Annotated in this window: 13 protein-coding genes and 4 tRNA genes; 8 read left to right on the plus strand and 9 right to left on the minus strand. The window is 61.9% G+C overall.

The window, feature by feature from the left end:
* Positions 1–422 precede the first annotated feature (422 nt).
* The 5 genes from alaC to acnB all read right to left on the minus strand — a co-directional run bounded on the left by alaC (position 423) and on the right by acnB (position 7,008).
* The gene (gene alaC / locus DM872_RS26025; RefSeq protein WP_179062111.1) at positions 423–1,667 is read right to left on the minus strand and encodes an alanine transaminase; all 1,245 of its coding nucleotides are present in this window, start codon (positions 1,665–1,667) and stop codon (positions 423–425) included.
* Positions 1,668–2,027: 360 nt separating this feature from the next.
* Positions 2,028–2,606, minus strand: coding sequence for an ANTAR domain-containing response regulator (locus tag DM872_RS26030; RefSeq protein ID WP_179062112.1), 579 nt, complete (start codon positions 2,604–2,606; stop codon positions 2,028–2,030).
* Positions 2,607–2,627: 21 nt separating this feature from the next.
* Positions 2,628–3,842: a CmpA/NrtA family ABC transporter substrate-binding protein gene (locus DM872_RS26035; RefSeq protein ID WP_179062113.1), complete on the minus strand. Its 1,215-nt coding sequence runs from the start codon at positions 3,840–3,842 to the stop codon at positions 2,628–2,630.
* A gap of 191 nt (positions 3,843–4,033) precedes the next feature.
* A complete protein-coding gene (locus DM872_RS26040; protein WP_179062114.1) occupies positions 4,034–4,243 on the minus strand; it encodes a YgdI/YgdR family lipoprotein in 210 nt (69 codons plus the stop codon).
* A 155-nt stretch (positions 4,244–4,398) separates the two neighbouring features.
* Positions 4,399–7,008, minus strand: coding sequence for a bifunctional aconitate hydratase 2/2-methylisocitrate dehydratase (gene acnB / locus DM872_RS26045; protein WP_179062198.1), 2,610 nt, complete (start codon positions 7,006–7,008; stop codon positions 4,399–4,401).
* 400 nt (positions 7,009–7,408) lie between these two features.
* Here acnB and DM872_RS26050 point away from each other — a divergent pair, with 400 nt between their 5' ends.
* Positions 7,409–7,885 carry a DUF1289 domain-containing protein gene (locus DM872_RS26050; RefSeq protein WP_179062115.1) on the plus strand — a complete coding sequence of 159 codons (477 nt, stop codon included), beginning with the start codon at positions 7,409–7,411 and terminating at the stop codon, positions 7,883–7,885.
* A gap of 46 nt (positions 7,886–7,931) precedes the next feature.
* On the opposite strand, the gene DM872_RS26055 is transcribed toward DM872_RS26050, so the two are convergent.
* Positions 7,932–8,795 carry a universal stress protein gene (locus DM872_RS26055; RefSeq protein WP_179062116.1) on the minus strand — a complete coding sequence of 288 codons (864 nt, stop codon included), beginning with the start codon at positions 8,793–8,795 and terminating at the stop codon, positions 7,932–7,934.
* Positions 8,796–8,969: 174 nt separating this feature from the next.
* On the opposite strand from DM872_RS26055, the gene DM872_RS26060 reads away from it, so the two are divergent.
* Positions 8,970–9,572: a tRNA-(ms[2]io[6]A)-hydroxylase gene (locus DM872_RS26060; protein WP_179062117.1), complete on the plus strand. Its 603-nt coding sequence runs from the start codon at positions 8,970–8,972 to the stop codon at positions 9,570–9,572.
* Between the two features lie 49 nt (positions 9,573–9,621).
* Here the strand turns inward: DM872_RS26060 and lpxH are convergent, their stop codons facing one another.
* Both lpxH and DM872_RS26070 read right to left on the minus strand, forming a co-directional pair.
* A complete protein-coding gene (gene lpxH / locus DM872_RS26065; protein ID WP_179062118.1) occupies positions 9,622–10,344 on the minus strand; it encodes a UDP-2,3-diacylglucosamine diphosphatase in 723 nt (240 codons plus the stop codon).
* Positions 10,341–10,835 (minus strand): peptidylprolyl isomerase, encoded by a 495-nt coding sequence (locus tag DM872_RS26070; RefSeq protein ID WP_179062119.1) that lies wholly within the window; start codon positions 10,833–10,835, stop codon positions 10,341–10,343. Before DM872_RS26070 ends, lpxH begins: the two co-directional genes overlap by 4 nt.
* Before the next feature lie 122 nt (positions 10,836–10,957).
* On the opposite strand from DM872_RS26070, the gene DM872_RS26075 reads away from it, so the two are divergent.
* Entirely contained in the window at positions 10,958–12,625 is a 1,668-nt protein-coding gene (locus tag DM872_RS26075; RefSeq protein WP_179062120.1) for a glutamine--tRNA ligase/YqeY domain fusion protein, read from the plus strand.
* A complete protein-coding gene (gene cysS / locus DM872_RS26080; RefSeq protein ID WP_179062121.1) occupies positions 12,625–14,010 on the plus strand; it encodes a cysteine--tRNA ligase in 1,386 nt (461 codons plus the stop codon). Before DM872_RS26075 ends, cysS begins: the two co-directional genes overlap by 1 nt.
* Positions 14,011–14,066: 56 nt before the next feature.
* Here cysS and folD read toward each other — a convergent pair whose 3' ends face one another.
* On the minus strand, positions 14,067–14,921 hold the full coding sequence (folD, locus tag DM872_RS26085) for a bifunctional methylenetetrahydrofolate dehydrogenase/methenyltetrahydrofolate cyclohydrolase FolD (protein WP_179062122.1): 855 nt from the start codon (positions 14,919–14,921) through the stop codon (positions 14,067–14,069).
* Between the two features lie 263 nt (positions 14,922–15,184).
* Between folD and DM872_RS26090 the strand changes: the two genes are divergently transcribed.
* The 4 genes from DM872_RS26090 to DM872_RS26105 all read left to right on the plus strand — a co-directional run bounded on the left by DM872_RS26090 (position 15,185) and on the right by DM872_RS26105 (position 15,701).
* Positions 15,185–15,261: transfer RNA gene (locus tag DM872_RS26090), tRNA-Arg, on the plus strand.
* Between the two features lie 34 nt (positions 15,262–15,295).
* Positions 15,296–15,371 (plus strand) — tRNA-His (locus DM872_RS26095).
* Between the two features lie 57 nt (positions 15,372–15,428).
* Positions 15,429–15,513, plus strand: a tRNA-Leu gene (locus tag DM872_RS26100).
* A 112-nt stretch (positions 15,514–15,625) separates the two neighbouring features.
* Positions 15,626–15,701 (plus strand) — tRNA-His (locus DM872_RS26105).
* Positions 15,702–15,887: the final 186 nt, after the last annotated feature.

A 15,887-nucleotide genomic window follows, 5' to 3' on the forward strand; every position in this document is an offset into this window, starting at 1 on the left:
GCAGTAAGGGCACCGATATATTGTTTAATTACTCGTTAGTCTCTCTGGACTTTGAGTCGTTTGGTCAGGTTGTTCATGCATCTCTAGTTTTATTCATGTCTTCATAGGCATTCCTCCTTTTTTTGAGACAGAGAAACCTCCTGCACGTGAACTTGTGCATTTGGAATCGCTCCGGACTCAAGGGGAAAAAGACATGCGCGCCGACGACCAACCATGGCTCAAAAGTGGCGCGATGCACTTAGGCTTTCATCAGAGTGGTAGAACCCTGATTTTGTTCAAAAATCGATCTGAAAGCCGACGAACGGTGGTGTTCGTGAAAGTGCGCCAAGCGCTTGAAAAGGCAAGGAAACCTTGCCAGGCGGGCATTTTGGGAAAGTTCAGAGGCGGGAGCGTCCCCTGTGACCAGGGGACGCTATTGTACGTCAGGCCTTGCTGGCCTTTCGGGGCTTGGACGGTGCCGAGGCTTCCAGGTGCCCGTCGGCGCGGAACATGCCCTTGATGCCGCGCACGGCCTGGCGAATCCGGTCCTGGTTCTCGATCAGGGCGAAGCGCACGTGGTCATCGCCGTAGTCGCCGAAGCCAAGGCCCGGAGAGACGCAAACCTTGGCGTCGGCCAGGAGCTTCTTGGAAAACTCCAGTGAACCCATAGCGGCGTAGGGCTCGGGAATCTTGGCCCAGACGTACATCGAGGCCTTCGGGTTTTCCACCATCCAGCCGATTTCGTGCAGCCCCTTCACCAGCACGTTACGGCGCTGACGGTACTGCTCGGCGATATCCCGCACGCACTGCTGATCGCCTTCCAGCGCGGCGATGGCAGCCACCTGCAGGGGAGTGAAGGTGCCGTAGTCGTGGTAGCTCTTGATCCGCGCCAGGGCGCTGACCAGTTCCGGATTGCCGACCATGAAGCCGATCCGCCAACCCGCCATGTTGTAGCTCTTGGACAGGGTGAAGAACTCCACCGCAATGTCCTTGGCGCCGGGCACCTGCATGATCGAAGGCGCCTTCCAGCCGTCGTAGACGATGTCGGCATAGGCCAGGTCATGGATCACCAGTACTTCGTACTGCTTGGCCAGGGCGACCACGCGCTCGAAGAAGTCCAGTTCCACGCACTGGGCGGTGGGGTTGGAAGGGAAGCCGAGGATCATCATCTTCGGCTTCGGAATGCTTTCGCGGATCGCCCGCTCCAGTTCGGCGAAGAAGTCCACGCCGGGTATCAGCGGAACCGAGCGCACCTGGGCGCCGGCGATCACTGCGCCGTAAATGTGGATCGGGTAGCTGGGATTCGGTACCAGTACGGTGTCGCCATGGTCGAGGGTGGCGAGCATCAGGTGTGCCAGGCCTTCCTTGGAGCCGATGGTGACGATGGCTTCGGATTCAGGATCGATCTCCACGTCGTAACGGTCCTTGTACCAGCGCGAGATGGCTCGGCGCAGGCGGGGAATGCCGCGGGAAGTGGAGTATCCGTGGGTGTCTTCACGCTGGGCGACCTGCACGAGCTTTTCCACGATATGCGGCGGAGTGGCGCCGTCGGGGTTGCCCATGGAGAGGTCGATGATGTCTTCGCCGCGACGGCGTGCAGCCATCTTGAGTTCGGCGGTGATGTTGAAGACGTAGGGGGGGAGACGATCGATGCGCGCAAAACGGCGCGGTGAACGCTGGTCAGCCATGCTTTCCTCGGATACGTAAGCGCCCGGAACCGTCCGAGCGACGTCGGCCACTGCGGTGGCCTGGCGGCGAAGATACGGGCTGGAGCAGCGGTTTGTCGAGGAAAGTTTCGTGCCTGTGACGCTCCATTGCTCGGGCTAGCAGGATGGCTCGCAAGATGTGGCGGGCGGCGTCCGCTTGAGCGAAGCGATACCCATCGGCGCCAACGAACAGCATGGGTATCGCAGGCTCAACCCATCCTACGTTGCTATGTGCTTGGGCCAGGTGTGCCCTGCAGCTTGGCAATCACCCGGCCAGTGCCCAGGGCAGCGTCGTAGCGGTAATAGACCAGGATCAGCGGCGCACTGCGCGGATTGTCCGTTTCAATGACCCAGCATGTCGTGCATCGCGATGATCTGTTCGGCCACCTGGATCAGCTTCTGCTGGCGGCTCATGGCTTGACGGCGCATCAGGGTGTACGCCTCCTCCTCGTTGCAGTTCTTCATCTTCATCAGCAATCCCTTCGCCAGTTCGATGCGCTTACGTTCGGCCAGTTGCTGGTCGCGGGCGTTGAGCTGCGCGCGCAAGGCCTGGTCGCTTTCGAAGCGCGCCATGGCGACATCGAGGATGGGCTGCAGGCGATCAACCTGGATGCCTTCGACGATGTACGCGCTGACGCCGGCCTGGATGGCCTGGCGCATGACTTTCGGGTCGTGTTCGTCCGTGAACATGACGATGGGACGAGGCTGGTCGCGGCTGACCAGCACCACCTGTTCCATCACGTCGCGGCCGGGGGATTCGGTGTCGATCAGGACCACGTCCGGGCGGATGGCCTCGACGCGTCCCGGCAGGTCGATGGTCAGGCCGGATTCGTCGATGACCTCGAAGCCGGCTTCAATCAGGGCGGCCTTGAGCCGGCCGACTTTCTTCGCAGTGTCGTTGATCAGCAGGATGCGCAGCATGTTGGCGGTCTTCCCTAGCGGCTACAGGGCAATGGCGCGGGCGGTGCCGGCCAGGGAGTGGATCGGGAAGCTGCGGGCGTAGGCGGCGGGCTCGGTGCCGTCCCATGTGCGACCGTCGATCAGGGTGGCGCTTCGCATCAGCCCGGGAAGCGGGACGCCCAGGGCTTCAGCCGCCTCGCGGTAGATGTCCAGGCGCTGCACGCGCTGGGCGACGGCCAAGTAGTCCGGGTCATTCCGCAGCAGGCCCCAGCGGCGGAACTGGGTCATGAACCAGATACCGTCGGAGAGGTAGGGCATGTTCACCTTGCCGTCCGCATGGAAGCGCAGCGGGTGTTGGTCCTCCCAGGCGTTGCCGATGCCATCCTGGTAATGGCCGAGGAAGCGCGGCTCCACGGCCGAGAGGGGGACGTCGACGTAGTCGCTACCGCTGATCAGTTGGGCCGTGCTGCGGCGGTTTTCCAGGCTGGCATCGATGAAGCGGCTGGCTTCCAGCACCGCCATGGTCAGTGCGCGGGCGGTGTTGGGGTACTGCTCGGCGAACTCGCGGGTTACGCCGAGGACTTTCTCCGGATGGTCTGGCCAGATCATCTGGCTGGTGGCGAGGGTGAACCCCTGGCCCTGGTCGACCGCCAACGCGCCCCAGGGGCCGCCCGCACAGAAACCGTCGATCCGGGCGGCCTTGAGGTGGGCCACCATCTGCGAAGGCGGTACCACGACTGTATCGACGTCTTGCAGCGGGTGGATGCCCTGGGCGGCGAGCCAGTAGTTCAGCCACATGGCGTGGGTGCCAGTGGGAAAGGTCTGGGCGAAGGTCAGGCGTGCGCCGCTCTGGTGCACATGACGGGACAGTGCATCGGAACTGGTCACGCCGATGCGCTTGAGTGGTTCGGAGAGGTTGATGGCCTGCCCGTTCTGGCAGAGCCCCATGAGGATGGCCATCTCGGCGCAGGGGCCGCCAATACCGAGCTCGATCCCATAGATCTGCCCGTAGAGGGCCTGCGCTGCGTCCAGCTCGCCGGAGAGCAGCTTGTCTCGCAGGGTGGCCCAGGACGATTGGCGCTGCAGGTCCAGGGTCAGGCCGTAGGGCTGCGCGAAGCCCTGGGTGGCCGCGACTATCAGGGATGCCGAGTCGGTCAGGGGCATGAAGCCCAGGTTGAGCACGCACTTCTCCGGTGCATCGCTGCCTGCGACCCAGGCGAGGTTGTCCGTGCGCGTGGTGTCTTGCTTGTCCGTCATTGTGGTGGCCACCTTTCAGCAAAATGGCGCCGATCCGGAGCAGCCGGGGCCGGCCGGAATCGACGCCATCGTCAGCAGCTCGTTCCGTCGTTGGAGCGGGCTTCGTTGAAGCAGCTCAAGCAAGCGATATGCCAGCGGCGCAAAAAATTAGCCCCGCGAGTGCGGGGCCAGGGTTGTACGTCGGAGCTACCTCAACGTTCGATGATCTGTTTCACCTGGCTCTGCGGAATCTGCTGGGAGCGACCTTCGTGGTCCTCGAACTCGATCATGCCGGTGTCTTTATCCAGTTCGGGTTTCTCGTCGGTGGCGATGAGTTGGCCGTCGGTCGTGGCGATAAGGTATTCGCTGGAGCAGCCGGCCAGACCAAGGGCGCAGATGAGGATCAGGGACCAGGTTTTCATGGCGGCGTCCAACGTCGTGGGGCTGATATTTGGAACATAGCTGCTGGCAGGACGGCTGCAAGTCGGTCCGACGGCGAGCGGCGTTGGCAGGTTCCGGAAAAGAAAAAGCCCCGCACGAGGCGGGGCTTTCTCATTACCGAGATATCGATGAGGCCTTAGGCCTGGACCACCGGGATCTTGGCGTTTGCAGCGGCTTCCTTGTACTCGGCGATCTGGTCGAAGGACAGGTAGCGATAGATATCGGCAGCCATGCTGTCGATGTTCTTCGCGTATTCCATGTACTCCTCGACGGTCGGCAGTTTGCCAATGATGGAGGCAACGGCCGCCAGTTCGGCGGAGGCCAGGTAGACGTTAGTGGCGTCGCCCAGGCGGTTCGGGAAGTTACGGGTGGAGGTGGAGACCACGGTGGCACCGGTCTGTACGCGGGCCTGGTTGCCCATGCACAGGGAGCAGCCCGGCATTTCCATGCGCGCGCCAGCCTTGCCGTAGATGCCGTAGTAGCCTTCTTCGGTCAGCTGGTGCTGGTCCATCTTGGTCGGCGGAGCCAGCCACAGACGGGTCGGGATGCCGCCCTTGACCTTGTCGAGCAGCTTACCGGCAGCGCGGAAGTGGCCGATGTTGGTCATGCAGGAGCCGATGAACACTTCGTCGATCTTGTCGCCGGCCACGGTGGACAGTAGGCGGGCATCGTCCGGGTCGTTCGGTGCGCAGAGCACAGGCTCTTTCACTTCGGCCAGGTCGATTTCGATGACGGCGGCGTATTCGGCGTCCTTGTCGGCTTCCAGCAGTTGCGGCTTGGCCAGCCAGGCTTCCATCGCCTGGGCGCGGCGCTCCAGGGTACGGGCGTCGCCGTAGCCTTCACCGATCATCCAGCGCAGCAGGGTGATGTTGGACTTCAGGTATTCGGCGATTGCATTTTCCGGCAGCTTGATGGTGCAACCAGCAGCGGAACGCTCCGCCGAGGCGTCGGACAGCTCGAAGGCTTGCTCGACGGTCAGGTCGTTCAGGCCTTCGATCTCGAGGATGCGGCCGGAGAAGATGTTCTTCTTGCCCTTCTTCTCGACGGTGAGCAGGCCAGCCTGGATGGCGTAGTAGGGGATGGCATGCACCAGGTCACGCAGGGTGATACCGGGCTGCATCTTGCCCTTGAAGCGCACCAGAACGGATTCCGGCATGTCCAGCGGCATTACGCCAGTGGCGGCAGCGAAGGCTACCAGGCCGGAACCGGCCGGGAAGGAGATGCCGATCGGGAAGCGGGTGTGGGAGTCGCCACCGGTGCCGACGGTGTCAGGCAGCAGCATGCGGTTCAGCCAGCTGTGGATGATGCCGTCGCCCGGACGCAGGGACACGCCGCCGCGGGTCTTGATGAAGTCCGGCAGGGTGTGGTGGGTGTTGACGTCGATGGGCTTCGGATAGGCAGCGGTGTGGCAGAAGGACTGCATCACCAGGTCGGCGGAGAAGCCGAGGCAGGCGAGGTCTTTCAGCTCGTCGCGGGTCATCGGGCCAGTGGTGTCCTGGGAACCGACGGTGGTCATCTTCGGCTCGCAGTAGGTGCCCGGACGGACGCCTTGGCCTTCGGCCAGACCGCAGGCGCGGCCAACCATCTTCTGGGCCAGGGTGAAGCCCTTGCCGCTGTCGGCCGGGGATTCCGGCTTCTTGAACAGGTCGGAAGCACCCAGACCCAGCTCGGCGCGGGCCTTCTCGGTCAGGCCGCGGCCGATGATCAGCGGAATACGGCCGCCGGCGCGGACTTCGTCCAGCAGGACCGGGGTCTTCAGTTCGAAGTTGGTGACGACTTCGCCGCTGTCGTGGCGAACGACCTTGCCTTCATAGGGGTACACGTCGATGACGTCGCCCATGGCCAGGTTGGTGCAGTCGAATTCGATCGGCAGAGCGCCGGCGTCTTCCATGGTGTTGTAGAAGATCGGGGCGATCTTGGTGCCGAAGCAGAAGCCACCAGCGCGCTTGTTCGGTACGTACGGAATGTCGTCGCCGAAGAACCACAGCACCGAGTTGGTGGCGGACTTGCGGGAAGAACCGGTACCCACCACGTCACCGACGTAGGCAACCGGGAAGCCTTTGGCCTTCACGGCTTCGATCTGCTTGAGCGGGCCGATCGAGCCAGGCTGCTCGGGTTCGATACCGTCGCGAGCCATCTTCAGCATGGCCAGGGCGTGCAGCGGGATGTCCGGGCGCGACCAGGCGTCAGGGGCAGGGGACAGGTCGTCGGTGTTGGTTTCGCCGGGCACCTTGAACACGGTCAGGGTGTACTTGTCGGCGATGGCCGGACGGGCGGTGAACCACTCACCTTCGGCCCAGGACTTCAGCACGGCTTGTGCGGAAGCGTTGCCCTTCTTGGCGCGCTCGGCGACGTCGTGGAAGGCGTCGAACATCAGCAGGGTGTGCTTCAGTTGCTCAGCGGCGACGGTGGCCAGTGCGGCATCGTCCAGCAGCTCGACCAGAGTGGCGATGTTGTAGCCGCCCTGCATGGTGCCCAGCAGTTCGGTGGCGCGAGCCTTGTCGATCAGCGGGGAAGTGGCTTCGCCCTTGGCGATAGCGGAGAGGAAACCTGCTTTGACGTAGGCAGCTTCATCCACACCCGGCGGAACACGATTGGTGATCAGGTCGAGGAGAACGGCCTCTTCGCCAGCCGGGGGATTCTTCAGCAGCTCGACCAGGCCTGCAGTTTGTTCGGCGTTCAGCGGCTGGGGTACGACCCCTTGGGCGGCACGCTCTTCTACGTGTTTGCGATAGGCTTCAAGCACAGTTTTACCCTCATCAGTGGCCCTGGAATCGTCCAGGGCGCTCATCCAGGAATCCGCCGAACGCATGCGCCGCACAGCTTTTTGGGCTGTCTGGCCAAGGTTTCGGCGGCCTCCATCGAGAAGCTGTTTTCAAAGTTTTACGCCGGAAGGAAGGCCTGATGAGGGCTGGCGGCGGACATCCCGGGCGGGATGCCCAGCGCCATTATTTCCTGCCGGATCGACTGTGCTCGTGACGCTTTGAAAACAGCTTCCAACGGATATCGGCGCCTAAAATGGCGGGCCGATTCTAAAGGAAAGGCTCGACAAAGTTAAGACGGAATCCCTATTTCCCTGAGGGTGACCCTGATTAGACAAAGGGCTAAGATGGCCGGCCTGTTTTACCTGCCGAATTCGCCTCCACATGTCCAACCAGCGCATCAAGACGCCTTGCGTCGGCCTCTGTTCAACCGTCTATGGCGATCACGTGTGCCGGGGCTGCAAGCGTTTCCATCATGAGGTGGTGAACTGGAACCTCTATAACGAGGAGGAGAAGCGCGCGGTCTGGAGACGCCTGGAAATCCTGCTGGTGCAGGTGATGGAGGCCAAGCTGGAGGTGTTCGATCCGCAACGCCTGCGGCACCAACTGGAGCAGCGCCAGGTGCGTTTCGTGCCTGAACAGTCCCCATACTGCTGGGCCTACCAATTGATCGCGCGGGCCTCGCGAATGATCAATCGTCTGGATGCCTATGGCATCTCGCTCCTCCCGGAATTTCGCGGCTGGGCACTCCCGGAGTTGCGGGAAGCCATTGATCGGGAATTCTTCCTGCTGTCCGAGGCTCACTACGAACGCTACATCGCTCCGCGCTTCCTGCGGGAGGGCGTCGAGAGTCGCGTCTGAAACCAAGAAAAAGCCGCCATCTGGCGGCTTTTTTCATGGACGGGGATCAGCGCTGGGCGACCAGTTCCTCCAGGTGGGCGATGATCGCATCGGGTTTGAGGACCAGAACGTCGCTTTCCAGGGTATCCAGCACCACCTCGGCCGTATTGCCGATCAGCGCACCGGACAGGCCTGAACGTGCGACGGTACCTATCACGGTGACGGCGGCTCCGAGCTTGTGGGCGACGTGGGGGATCAGTACGTCAGCCGGCCCTTCTTCGATATGCAGCCGTTCGTCGCTGACATCATATTCAGCCTGGAAGGCTCGGCATTCGTCGCGGTAGCGGGCCTCGATGGTTTCCTTGAGCTGGAAGGTGGGGTCCGCCGCCGAGAGCATGGGCGACGGGTGGGCACTGATCACGTGCAGGGTGCCGTGGGCCAGGCTGGCGATATCGTAGCCGTGGCTGACGATGGTGGCGTGCAGGGTACGGTGCTCACCGTCGCTGTTGCCGACGTCCACCGCCGCCAGGATGTTGCCCCCGGTCCAGGGCCTGTCGGTCTTGACCATCAGTACGGGCCCGGGACAGAAGCGCAGGAGCTTCCAATCGTCCGGTGTGAGCAGGGCTTTCTTCAGCGGGTTGTCGGGAACGTGCTGCTTGATGACCAGGCCGCAACCTTCGGCCTGTTGCGCAGCGATGATGGTCTGGTGCTGGTTCTCCAGCCAGCTTTGCTGGGTGCTGGCGCTATAGCCTTCAGCCTTGAGCGATTCAGCCAGATCGCTGAGATAGTCGGCATGGTCGCCCTTGCGGTCGCAGATCAGCAGGTGCAGGTGCGACTGGGTCACTCCGGCGATCAGTTTTGCCCGTTTCAGGGCGAGGCCCTCCGGCCGGTCCGGCTCCAATACCACCAGAATGCTGCGAATGGCTTGCATGGTCCTCATCTCCCTGTCGATGGCTTATAGCCAAAACAAATGTAGTCCCGATTTCGCTTTGGTGTTCTTGACATATATCAAGCGGCCCAGGCTGGTCGTCGCTTCCTGCATTCGTATAATGCTCCGCCTTCGGGAGCCCGGCCAGCGTGGCCCCCAGCATGATGAGAACCGCTTGTGAACCTGCCCGAGATCCATGACTTCCTTGCTTGTCGTACCCCCGATGCCTGGGTGGCGGCGGCATTGGCCGATCAGGAAACCCTGCTGATCGACCACAAGAACAACGAGTACAAGGCGGCGTCCACAGCCATGGCGTTAATGGCCAAGTACTCGACCCGACTGGACCTGATCAATTTCATGTCCCGTCTGGCTCGTGAGGAGTTGGTGCATCACGAGCAGGTGCTGCGCATCATGAAGCGCCGCAAGATCGACCTGAAACCCGTCTCGGCATCGCGCTACGCGTCTGGCCTGCGCAAGTTCGTGCGCGCCCATGAGCCGCAGAAGCTAGTGGATACGCTGGTGGTGGGGGCGTACATCGAGGCGCGCTCGTGCGAGCGTTTCGAGGCACTGGTGCCGCATCTGGATGAAGATCTGGCGAAGTTCTATGGCGGATTGCTGAAAAGCGAGGCCCGCCACTATCAGGGCTACCTGAAGCTGGCCTATCAGTACGGCGAGGCGCGGGATGTGGACTACTGCATCGAGAAAGTCCGGGTGGCCGAGCAGGAGCTGATCGAGTCGCCCGACGAGGAATTCCGCTTCCACAGCGGCGTGCCCGCCTGATGAATGGAAAAAGCGCCCCGAGGGGCGCTTTTTCGTTGGGTGCGGGGAGTCAATCCAGGTTGAACGGGGCCTGTTGGAAACCCCGCTCGTCAACCTGAAGCGCCCAGCCTTGTCGGTCCCAGTCGCCGAGGACGATGCGCCGGGCGGGATGACCGTCCAGTTCCAGTTCGTGAGTGCCGGGGCGATGGGTGTGCCCGTGGATCAGGGTCCTTGCACCGAACTGGCGGAGCATGCGTGGAATTTCTTCCGGGGTGACGTCGGTGATTTCCACGGCTTTCTGCCGCGTCTGCATACGGCTTTCCTTGCGCAGCTTGCGCGCGAGCTTGTGGCGCGTCGCCAGTGGCAGGTTGCGCAGGATGAACAGGCTCACCGGGTTACGCAGCCACCTGCGCAGCCGCATATACGCCTCATCCTGGGTGCACAGGCTGTCGCCGTGCATCAGCAGCACCGCCTCGCCGTTCATCTGCACCAGGCTCGGGTCCTTCAGCAGGGTGCAGCCGGCTTCGCGGCAGAAGCCCCCGCCGATCATGAAGTCACGGTTGCCATGCATGAGGAAGATACGGGTACCGCTATCGGCGAGCTTGCGCAGGGCTTGGGCAATCGAACGCTGGAAGGGGGTCATCGCGTCGTCACCGATCCAGGCTTCGAAGAAGTCTCCGAGGATGTAGAGGGCTTCGGCCTGCGGCGCTCGGGTCTGCAGGAAATGAAGAAACGCCCGGGTAATGTCCGGGCGTTCCTCTTCGAGATGCAGATCGGAGATCAGCAATATCACTCGGCGATCTCGGCCTTCTCGATGATTACGTCATCGACCGGGACGTCCTGGTGGCCAGCTTTCATGGTCGTGGCGACGCCCTTGATCTTGTTGACCACGTCCATGCCTTCTACCACTTCACCGAACACGGCATAGCCCCAGCCCTGTACGGTCGGCGCGCTGTGGTTGAGGAAGGTGTTGTCGGCAACGTTGATGAAGAACTGCGCAGAGGCCGAGTGAGGCTCCATGGTGCGGGCCATGGCGACGGTGCCGACCTTGTTGGACAGGCCGTTGTTGGCCTCGTTCTTGATGGGCGCGCGGGTGGATTTCTGCTTCATGCCCGGCTCGAAACCGCCGCCCTGGATCATGAAGTTGCCGATTACACGGTGGAAGACGGTGCCGTCGTAATGGCCGGATTTCACATACTCCTTGAAGTTGGCCACGGTTTCCGGGGCTTTGTCTTCGAAGAGTTGCAGGGTGATGACGCCGTGGTTGGTGTGCAGCTTGATCATTTGGCTATTCGCTCTATCGAGAAATCCAAGGCCTGTCAGGGGATTGACAGCTTCGGCTATGATAAGCGCTTTGATTTGGCCGGCCTACCCTGAGCCGTGCACCAGCTAGATGTAAGGACCCCATGAGCAAGCCAGAGACTCCCGCCGCTTCCAACTTCCTGCGCCAGATCGTTCAGGCGGATCTGGACGCCGGCAAGCACACCAAGATCGTCACCCGCTTCCCGCCGGAGCCCAATGGCTACCTGCACATTGGTCATGCCAAGTCGATCTGCCTGAACTTCGGCCTGGCCAAGGAATTCGGCGGTGATTGCCATCTGCGCTTCGACGACACCAACCCGGCGAAGGAAGACCAGGAATACATCGACGCCATCGAGAGCGACGTGAAGTGGCTGGGCTTCCAGTGGGCCGGTGAGGAGCGCTACGCATCGAGCTATTTCGACCAGTTGCACGACTGGGCCATCGAGCTGATCAAGGCCGGCAAGGCCTTCGTCTGCGACCTGTCGCCGGAAGCGGCCCGCGAGTACCGCGGCAGCCTGACCGAGCCGGGCAAGAACAGCCCGTTCCGCGACCGCTCCGTGGACGAAAACCTGGACCTGTTCGCGCGTATGAAGGCCGGTGAATTCCCGGACGGCGCCCGTTCCCTGCGCGCGAAGATCGACATGACTTCGCCGAACATGAACTTGCGCGATCCGATCCTCTATCGCATCCGCCATGCCCATCACCACCAGACCGGTGACAAGTGGTGCATCTACCCGAGCTATGACTTCACCCATGGTCAATCGGATGCCATCGAGGGCATCACTCACTCCATTTGCACCCTGGAGTTCGAGGATCATCGCCCGCTTTACGAGTGGTTCTTGGAAAACCTCTCGGTTCCGGCCCAGCCGCGCCAGTACGAGTTCTCGCGCCTGAACCTGAACTACACCATCACCAGCAAGCGCAAGCTGAAGCAGTTGGTGGATGAAGGCCATGTTCACGGCTGGGACGATCCGCGCATGTCGACCCTGTCCGGTTATCGCCGCCGCGGCTATACCCCGGAGTCGATCCGCAACTTCTGCGAAATGATCGGTGTGAACCGTGCCAGCGGCGTGGTTGATATCGGCATGCTGGAATTCAGCATCCGCGACCATCTGGACGCCACCGCACCGCGTGCCATGTGCGTGCTGAAGCCTCTGAAAGTGGTCATCACCAACTACCCGGAAGGCCAGGTCGAGAACCTCGAGCTGCCGCGCCATCCGAAGGAAGACATGGGCGTGCGGGTCCTGCCGTTCGGTCGCGAGCTGTTCATCGATGCCGGCGACTTCGAAGAAGTCCCGCCGGCCGGCTACAAGCGCCTGATTCCGGGTGGTGAGGTGCGATTGCGTGGCAGTTACGTGATCCGCGCCGACGAGGCCGTCAAGGATGCCGATGGCAACATCGTCGAGCTGCGCTGCTCCTATGATCCGGAAACCCTGGGCAAGAACCCCGAAGGCCGCAAGGTCAAGGGCGTGATCCATTGGGTGCCGGCCGAAGGCAGCGTGGAGTGCGAAGTGCGTCTGTATGACCGCCTGTTCCGTTCGGCGAACCCGGAGAAGTCGGAGGAGGGCGGTACCTTCCTCGACAACATCAACCCGGATTCCCTGCAGGTGCTCAGTGGTTGCCGTGCCGAGCCTTCGCTGGCTCAGGCCCAGCCGGAAGATCGCTTCCAGTTCGAGCGCGAAGGTTACTTCGTTGCCGACCTGAAAGAGACCCAGCCCGGTAAGCCGGTCTTCAACCGCACCGTGACCCTGCGCGATTCCTGGGGGCAATGATGGCGCTGTCGATCTACAACACCCTCAGCAAGACCAAGGAGCCGCTGCAGCCGCTGGTCGGCAACCAGGTGCGCATGTATGTCTGCGGCATGACGGTCTATGACTTCTGCCACATCGGTCATGCTCGCGTGATGGTGGCATTCGACGTGGTGGCGCGCTGGCTGCGTCATCGCGGCTACGACCTGACGTACGTGCGCAACATCACTGACATCGACGACAAGATCATCCGTCGCGCCAATGAGAACGGCGAGCCGTTCGAGGCGCTGGTGGATCGCATGATTGCGGCAATGCATGAGGATGAGGCGCGCCTCTCCGTGCTGCGTCCGGATATCGAGCCGCGTGCCACCGGTCACATCGCCGGTATGCACCAGATGATCCAGACCCTCATCGACAAGGGGTTCGCATACGCACCGGGCAATGGTGATGTGTACTACCGCGTCGGCAAGTTCGAAGGCTACGGCAAGCTGTCCCGCCGCAAGATCGACGAGCTGAAGATCGGTGCCCGCATCGAAGTGGACGAAATCAAGGAAGACCCACTGGACTTCGTGCTCTGGAAAGGCGCCAAGCCGGGCGAGCCGAGCTGGGATTCGCCCTGGGGTGCAGGTCGTCCAGGCTGGCATATCGAGTGCTCGGTGATGTCCACCTGCTGCCTGGGCGAGACGTTCGACATTCATGGCGGCGGTCCGGACCTGGTGTTCCCGCACCACGAGAACGAGATCGCGCAGAGCGAGGCGGCCACCGGCAAGCTCTACGCCAAGTCCTGGATGCATGCCGGGGCGGTGCGCGTGGATGGCGAGAAGATGTCCAAGTCGTTGGGCAACTTCTTCACCATCCGTGAGGTGCTGGAGAAGTATCACCCTGAGGTGGTGCGTTATCTGCTGGTGTCCAGCCACTACCGCAGCCCGATCAACTATTCCGAAGAGAGCCTCAAGGAAGCGAAGGGCGCCCTGGAGCGCTTCTATCACGCCCTCAAGGGGCTGCCTGACGTCGCGCCGGCCGGTGGTGATGCCTTCGTCGAGCGCTTCGCGGCAGCTATGGATGACGACTTCAACAGTCCGGAAGCCTGTGCTGTTCTCTTCGAAATGGTGCGTGAGGTCAATCGACTGCGCGATAGCGACCTTCAGGCTGCCGCTGCACTGGCTGCGCGGCTCAAGGAGCTGGCCGGCCTGCTCGGCGTGCTTCAGTTGGAGCCGGATGCGTTCTTGCGCGCGGGCGCCGAGGGCAAGGTCGATGCCGCGGAAGTCGAGGCGCTGATTCAGGCGCGGCTGCAAGCGCGTTCGGAAAAGAACTGGGCTGAATCCGACCGCATCCGTGATCAGCTGACCGCCATGGGCGTGGTGCTGGAAGACGGCAAGGGTGGCACTACCTGGCGCCTGGCTGACTAAGCCGGGTTGCCCAAATAAAAAAGGCCGCATTTCGCGGCCTTTTTCATGTCTGTGTCTCAGGCGTGGAGTGCCTCTGCGGCGTACAGCGTGTTTTCCAGCAGGCAGGCGCGCGTCATGGGGCCGACGCCGCCCGGAACCGGAGTGATCCAGCTGGCGCGTTGTGCGGCCACGTCATACTCCACGTCGCCCACCAGCTTGCCGTCGTCCTGGCGGTTGATGCCGACGTCGATGACGATGGCGCCGGGCTTGATCCATTCGCCCTTGACCAGCCCAGGCTTGCCGGCGGCCACGACTACGAGGTCCGCGTTGGCCACGTGGCCAGCCAGATCCTTGGTGAATCGGTGGGTGACGGTCACGGTGCAGCCGGCCAGCAGCAGTTCGAGGGCCATGGGGCGGCCGACGATGTTGGAAGCCCCTACGATAACGGCGTTCATGCCATAGAGGTTCGCGCCGGTGCTCTCCAGCAGGGTCATGATGCCCTTGGGGGTGCAGGGGCGGAGCAGGGGAATGCGTTGGGCGAGGCGGCCGACGTTATAGGGATGGAAGCCGTCCACGTCCTTGTCGGGGTGGATGCGCTCCAGTAGTTGCGACGCATCAAGATGCTCCGGCAGCGGCAGCTGGACCAGGATACCGTCGATGGCCGGGTCTTCATTGAGGCGGTCGATCAGCGCCAGGAGCTCGGCCTGACTGGTGCTGGCGGGCAGGTCATGCGCTTCGGAAAGAAAGCCGACTTCCTCGCAGTCCTTGCGCTTGTGTGCGACGTAGACCTGGGAGGCGGGATCGCTGCCGACCAGAATCACGGCGAGGCCGGGGACGCGAAGTTCCTGCTGGCGACGCTCGGCGACACGTTGGGCTATCTGCTGGCGGAGGCGGGCGGCGATCGTTTTGCCGTCGATCAGTTGTGCGGTCATGACGCTAGATTAACCATCGGGAAGGCCTAAAAAGGGCGCGTATTCTCGCATGGAGGGGCGGGCGGGCAAAGGCGGCTGGTCAGCATTTTCCCGTAAGCCCTTTATCTTTCTGATTTTTTTCAATTTTCCTGTTGACGGAGGGTGGGGCTGGCTATAACATGCGCCCCGCTTGTCGAGCACAGCCTGTCGCTGGGTAAGATGGCAAGGCTGGATCCAGGTGATTCAGTTCAGGCCAAAGCTTTATAGTCTGCTCGCAGATATAAGCGCCCGTAGCTCAGCTGGATAGAGCATCCGCCTTCTAAGCGGATGGTCGCAGGTTCGAGTCCTGCCGGGCGTGCCACTAGGCACATTTGGCACAAGCAATGCGTAATATGGTGGGCGTAGCTCAGTTGGTAGAGCACAGGATTGTGGCTCCTGGTGTCGTGGGTTCGATTCCCATCGTCCACCCCATATTCGAGAAGTCGCCAGGCCACGAGCCTGGCGATTTTGTTTTAAGCGTTGCCTCTCGCGGGCGTGGTGGAATTGGTAGACACACTGGATTTAGGTTCCAGCGCCGCAAGGCGTGAGAGTTCGAGTCTCTCCGTCCGCACCATGATGTTCGAGTCGTATTGAATGGTGGATGCCCGCGGTTCTTGGCGATTCAGGTTGTAGAGTGGTGACCAGAGGTCGCCACTGCCGATGCAAGTCGGCAAATGCGTAATATGGTGGGCGTAGCTCAGTTGGTAGAGCACAGGATTGTGGCTCCTGGTGTCGTGGGTTCGATTCCCATCGTCCACCCCATATTCGTGAAAGCGCCAGGCTTAATGCCTGGCGTTTTCATTTCCGGCTCAGCCTGTCGTGGGCGTGCCTTTCGCAGTGAGGGAATCGGGTCGATGCCTGCCACTCAAGGCTGCTGATTTCCGTTTCTTCTATCCCTTCCTTTTGCCGGCTGTTTCTGCTGGGTGACTTCTGCAAATCGACCCACTA

The sequence above is a fragment of the Pseudomonas taiwanensis genome (assembly GCF_013393345.1).
Taxonomy (GTDB): domain Bacteria; phylum Pseudomonadota; class Gammaproteobacteria; order Pseudomonadales; family Pseudomonadaceae; genus Metapseudomonas; species Metapseudomonas resinovorans_C.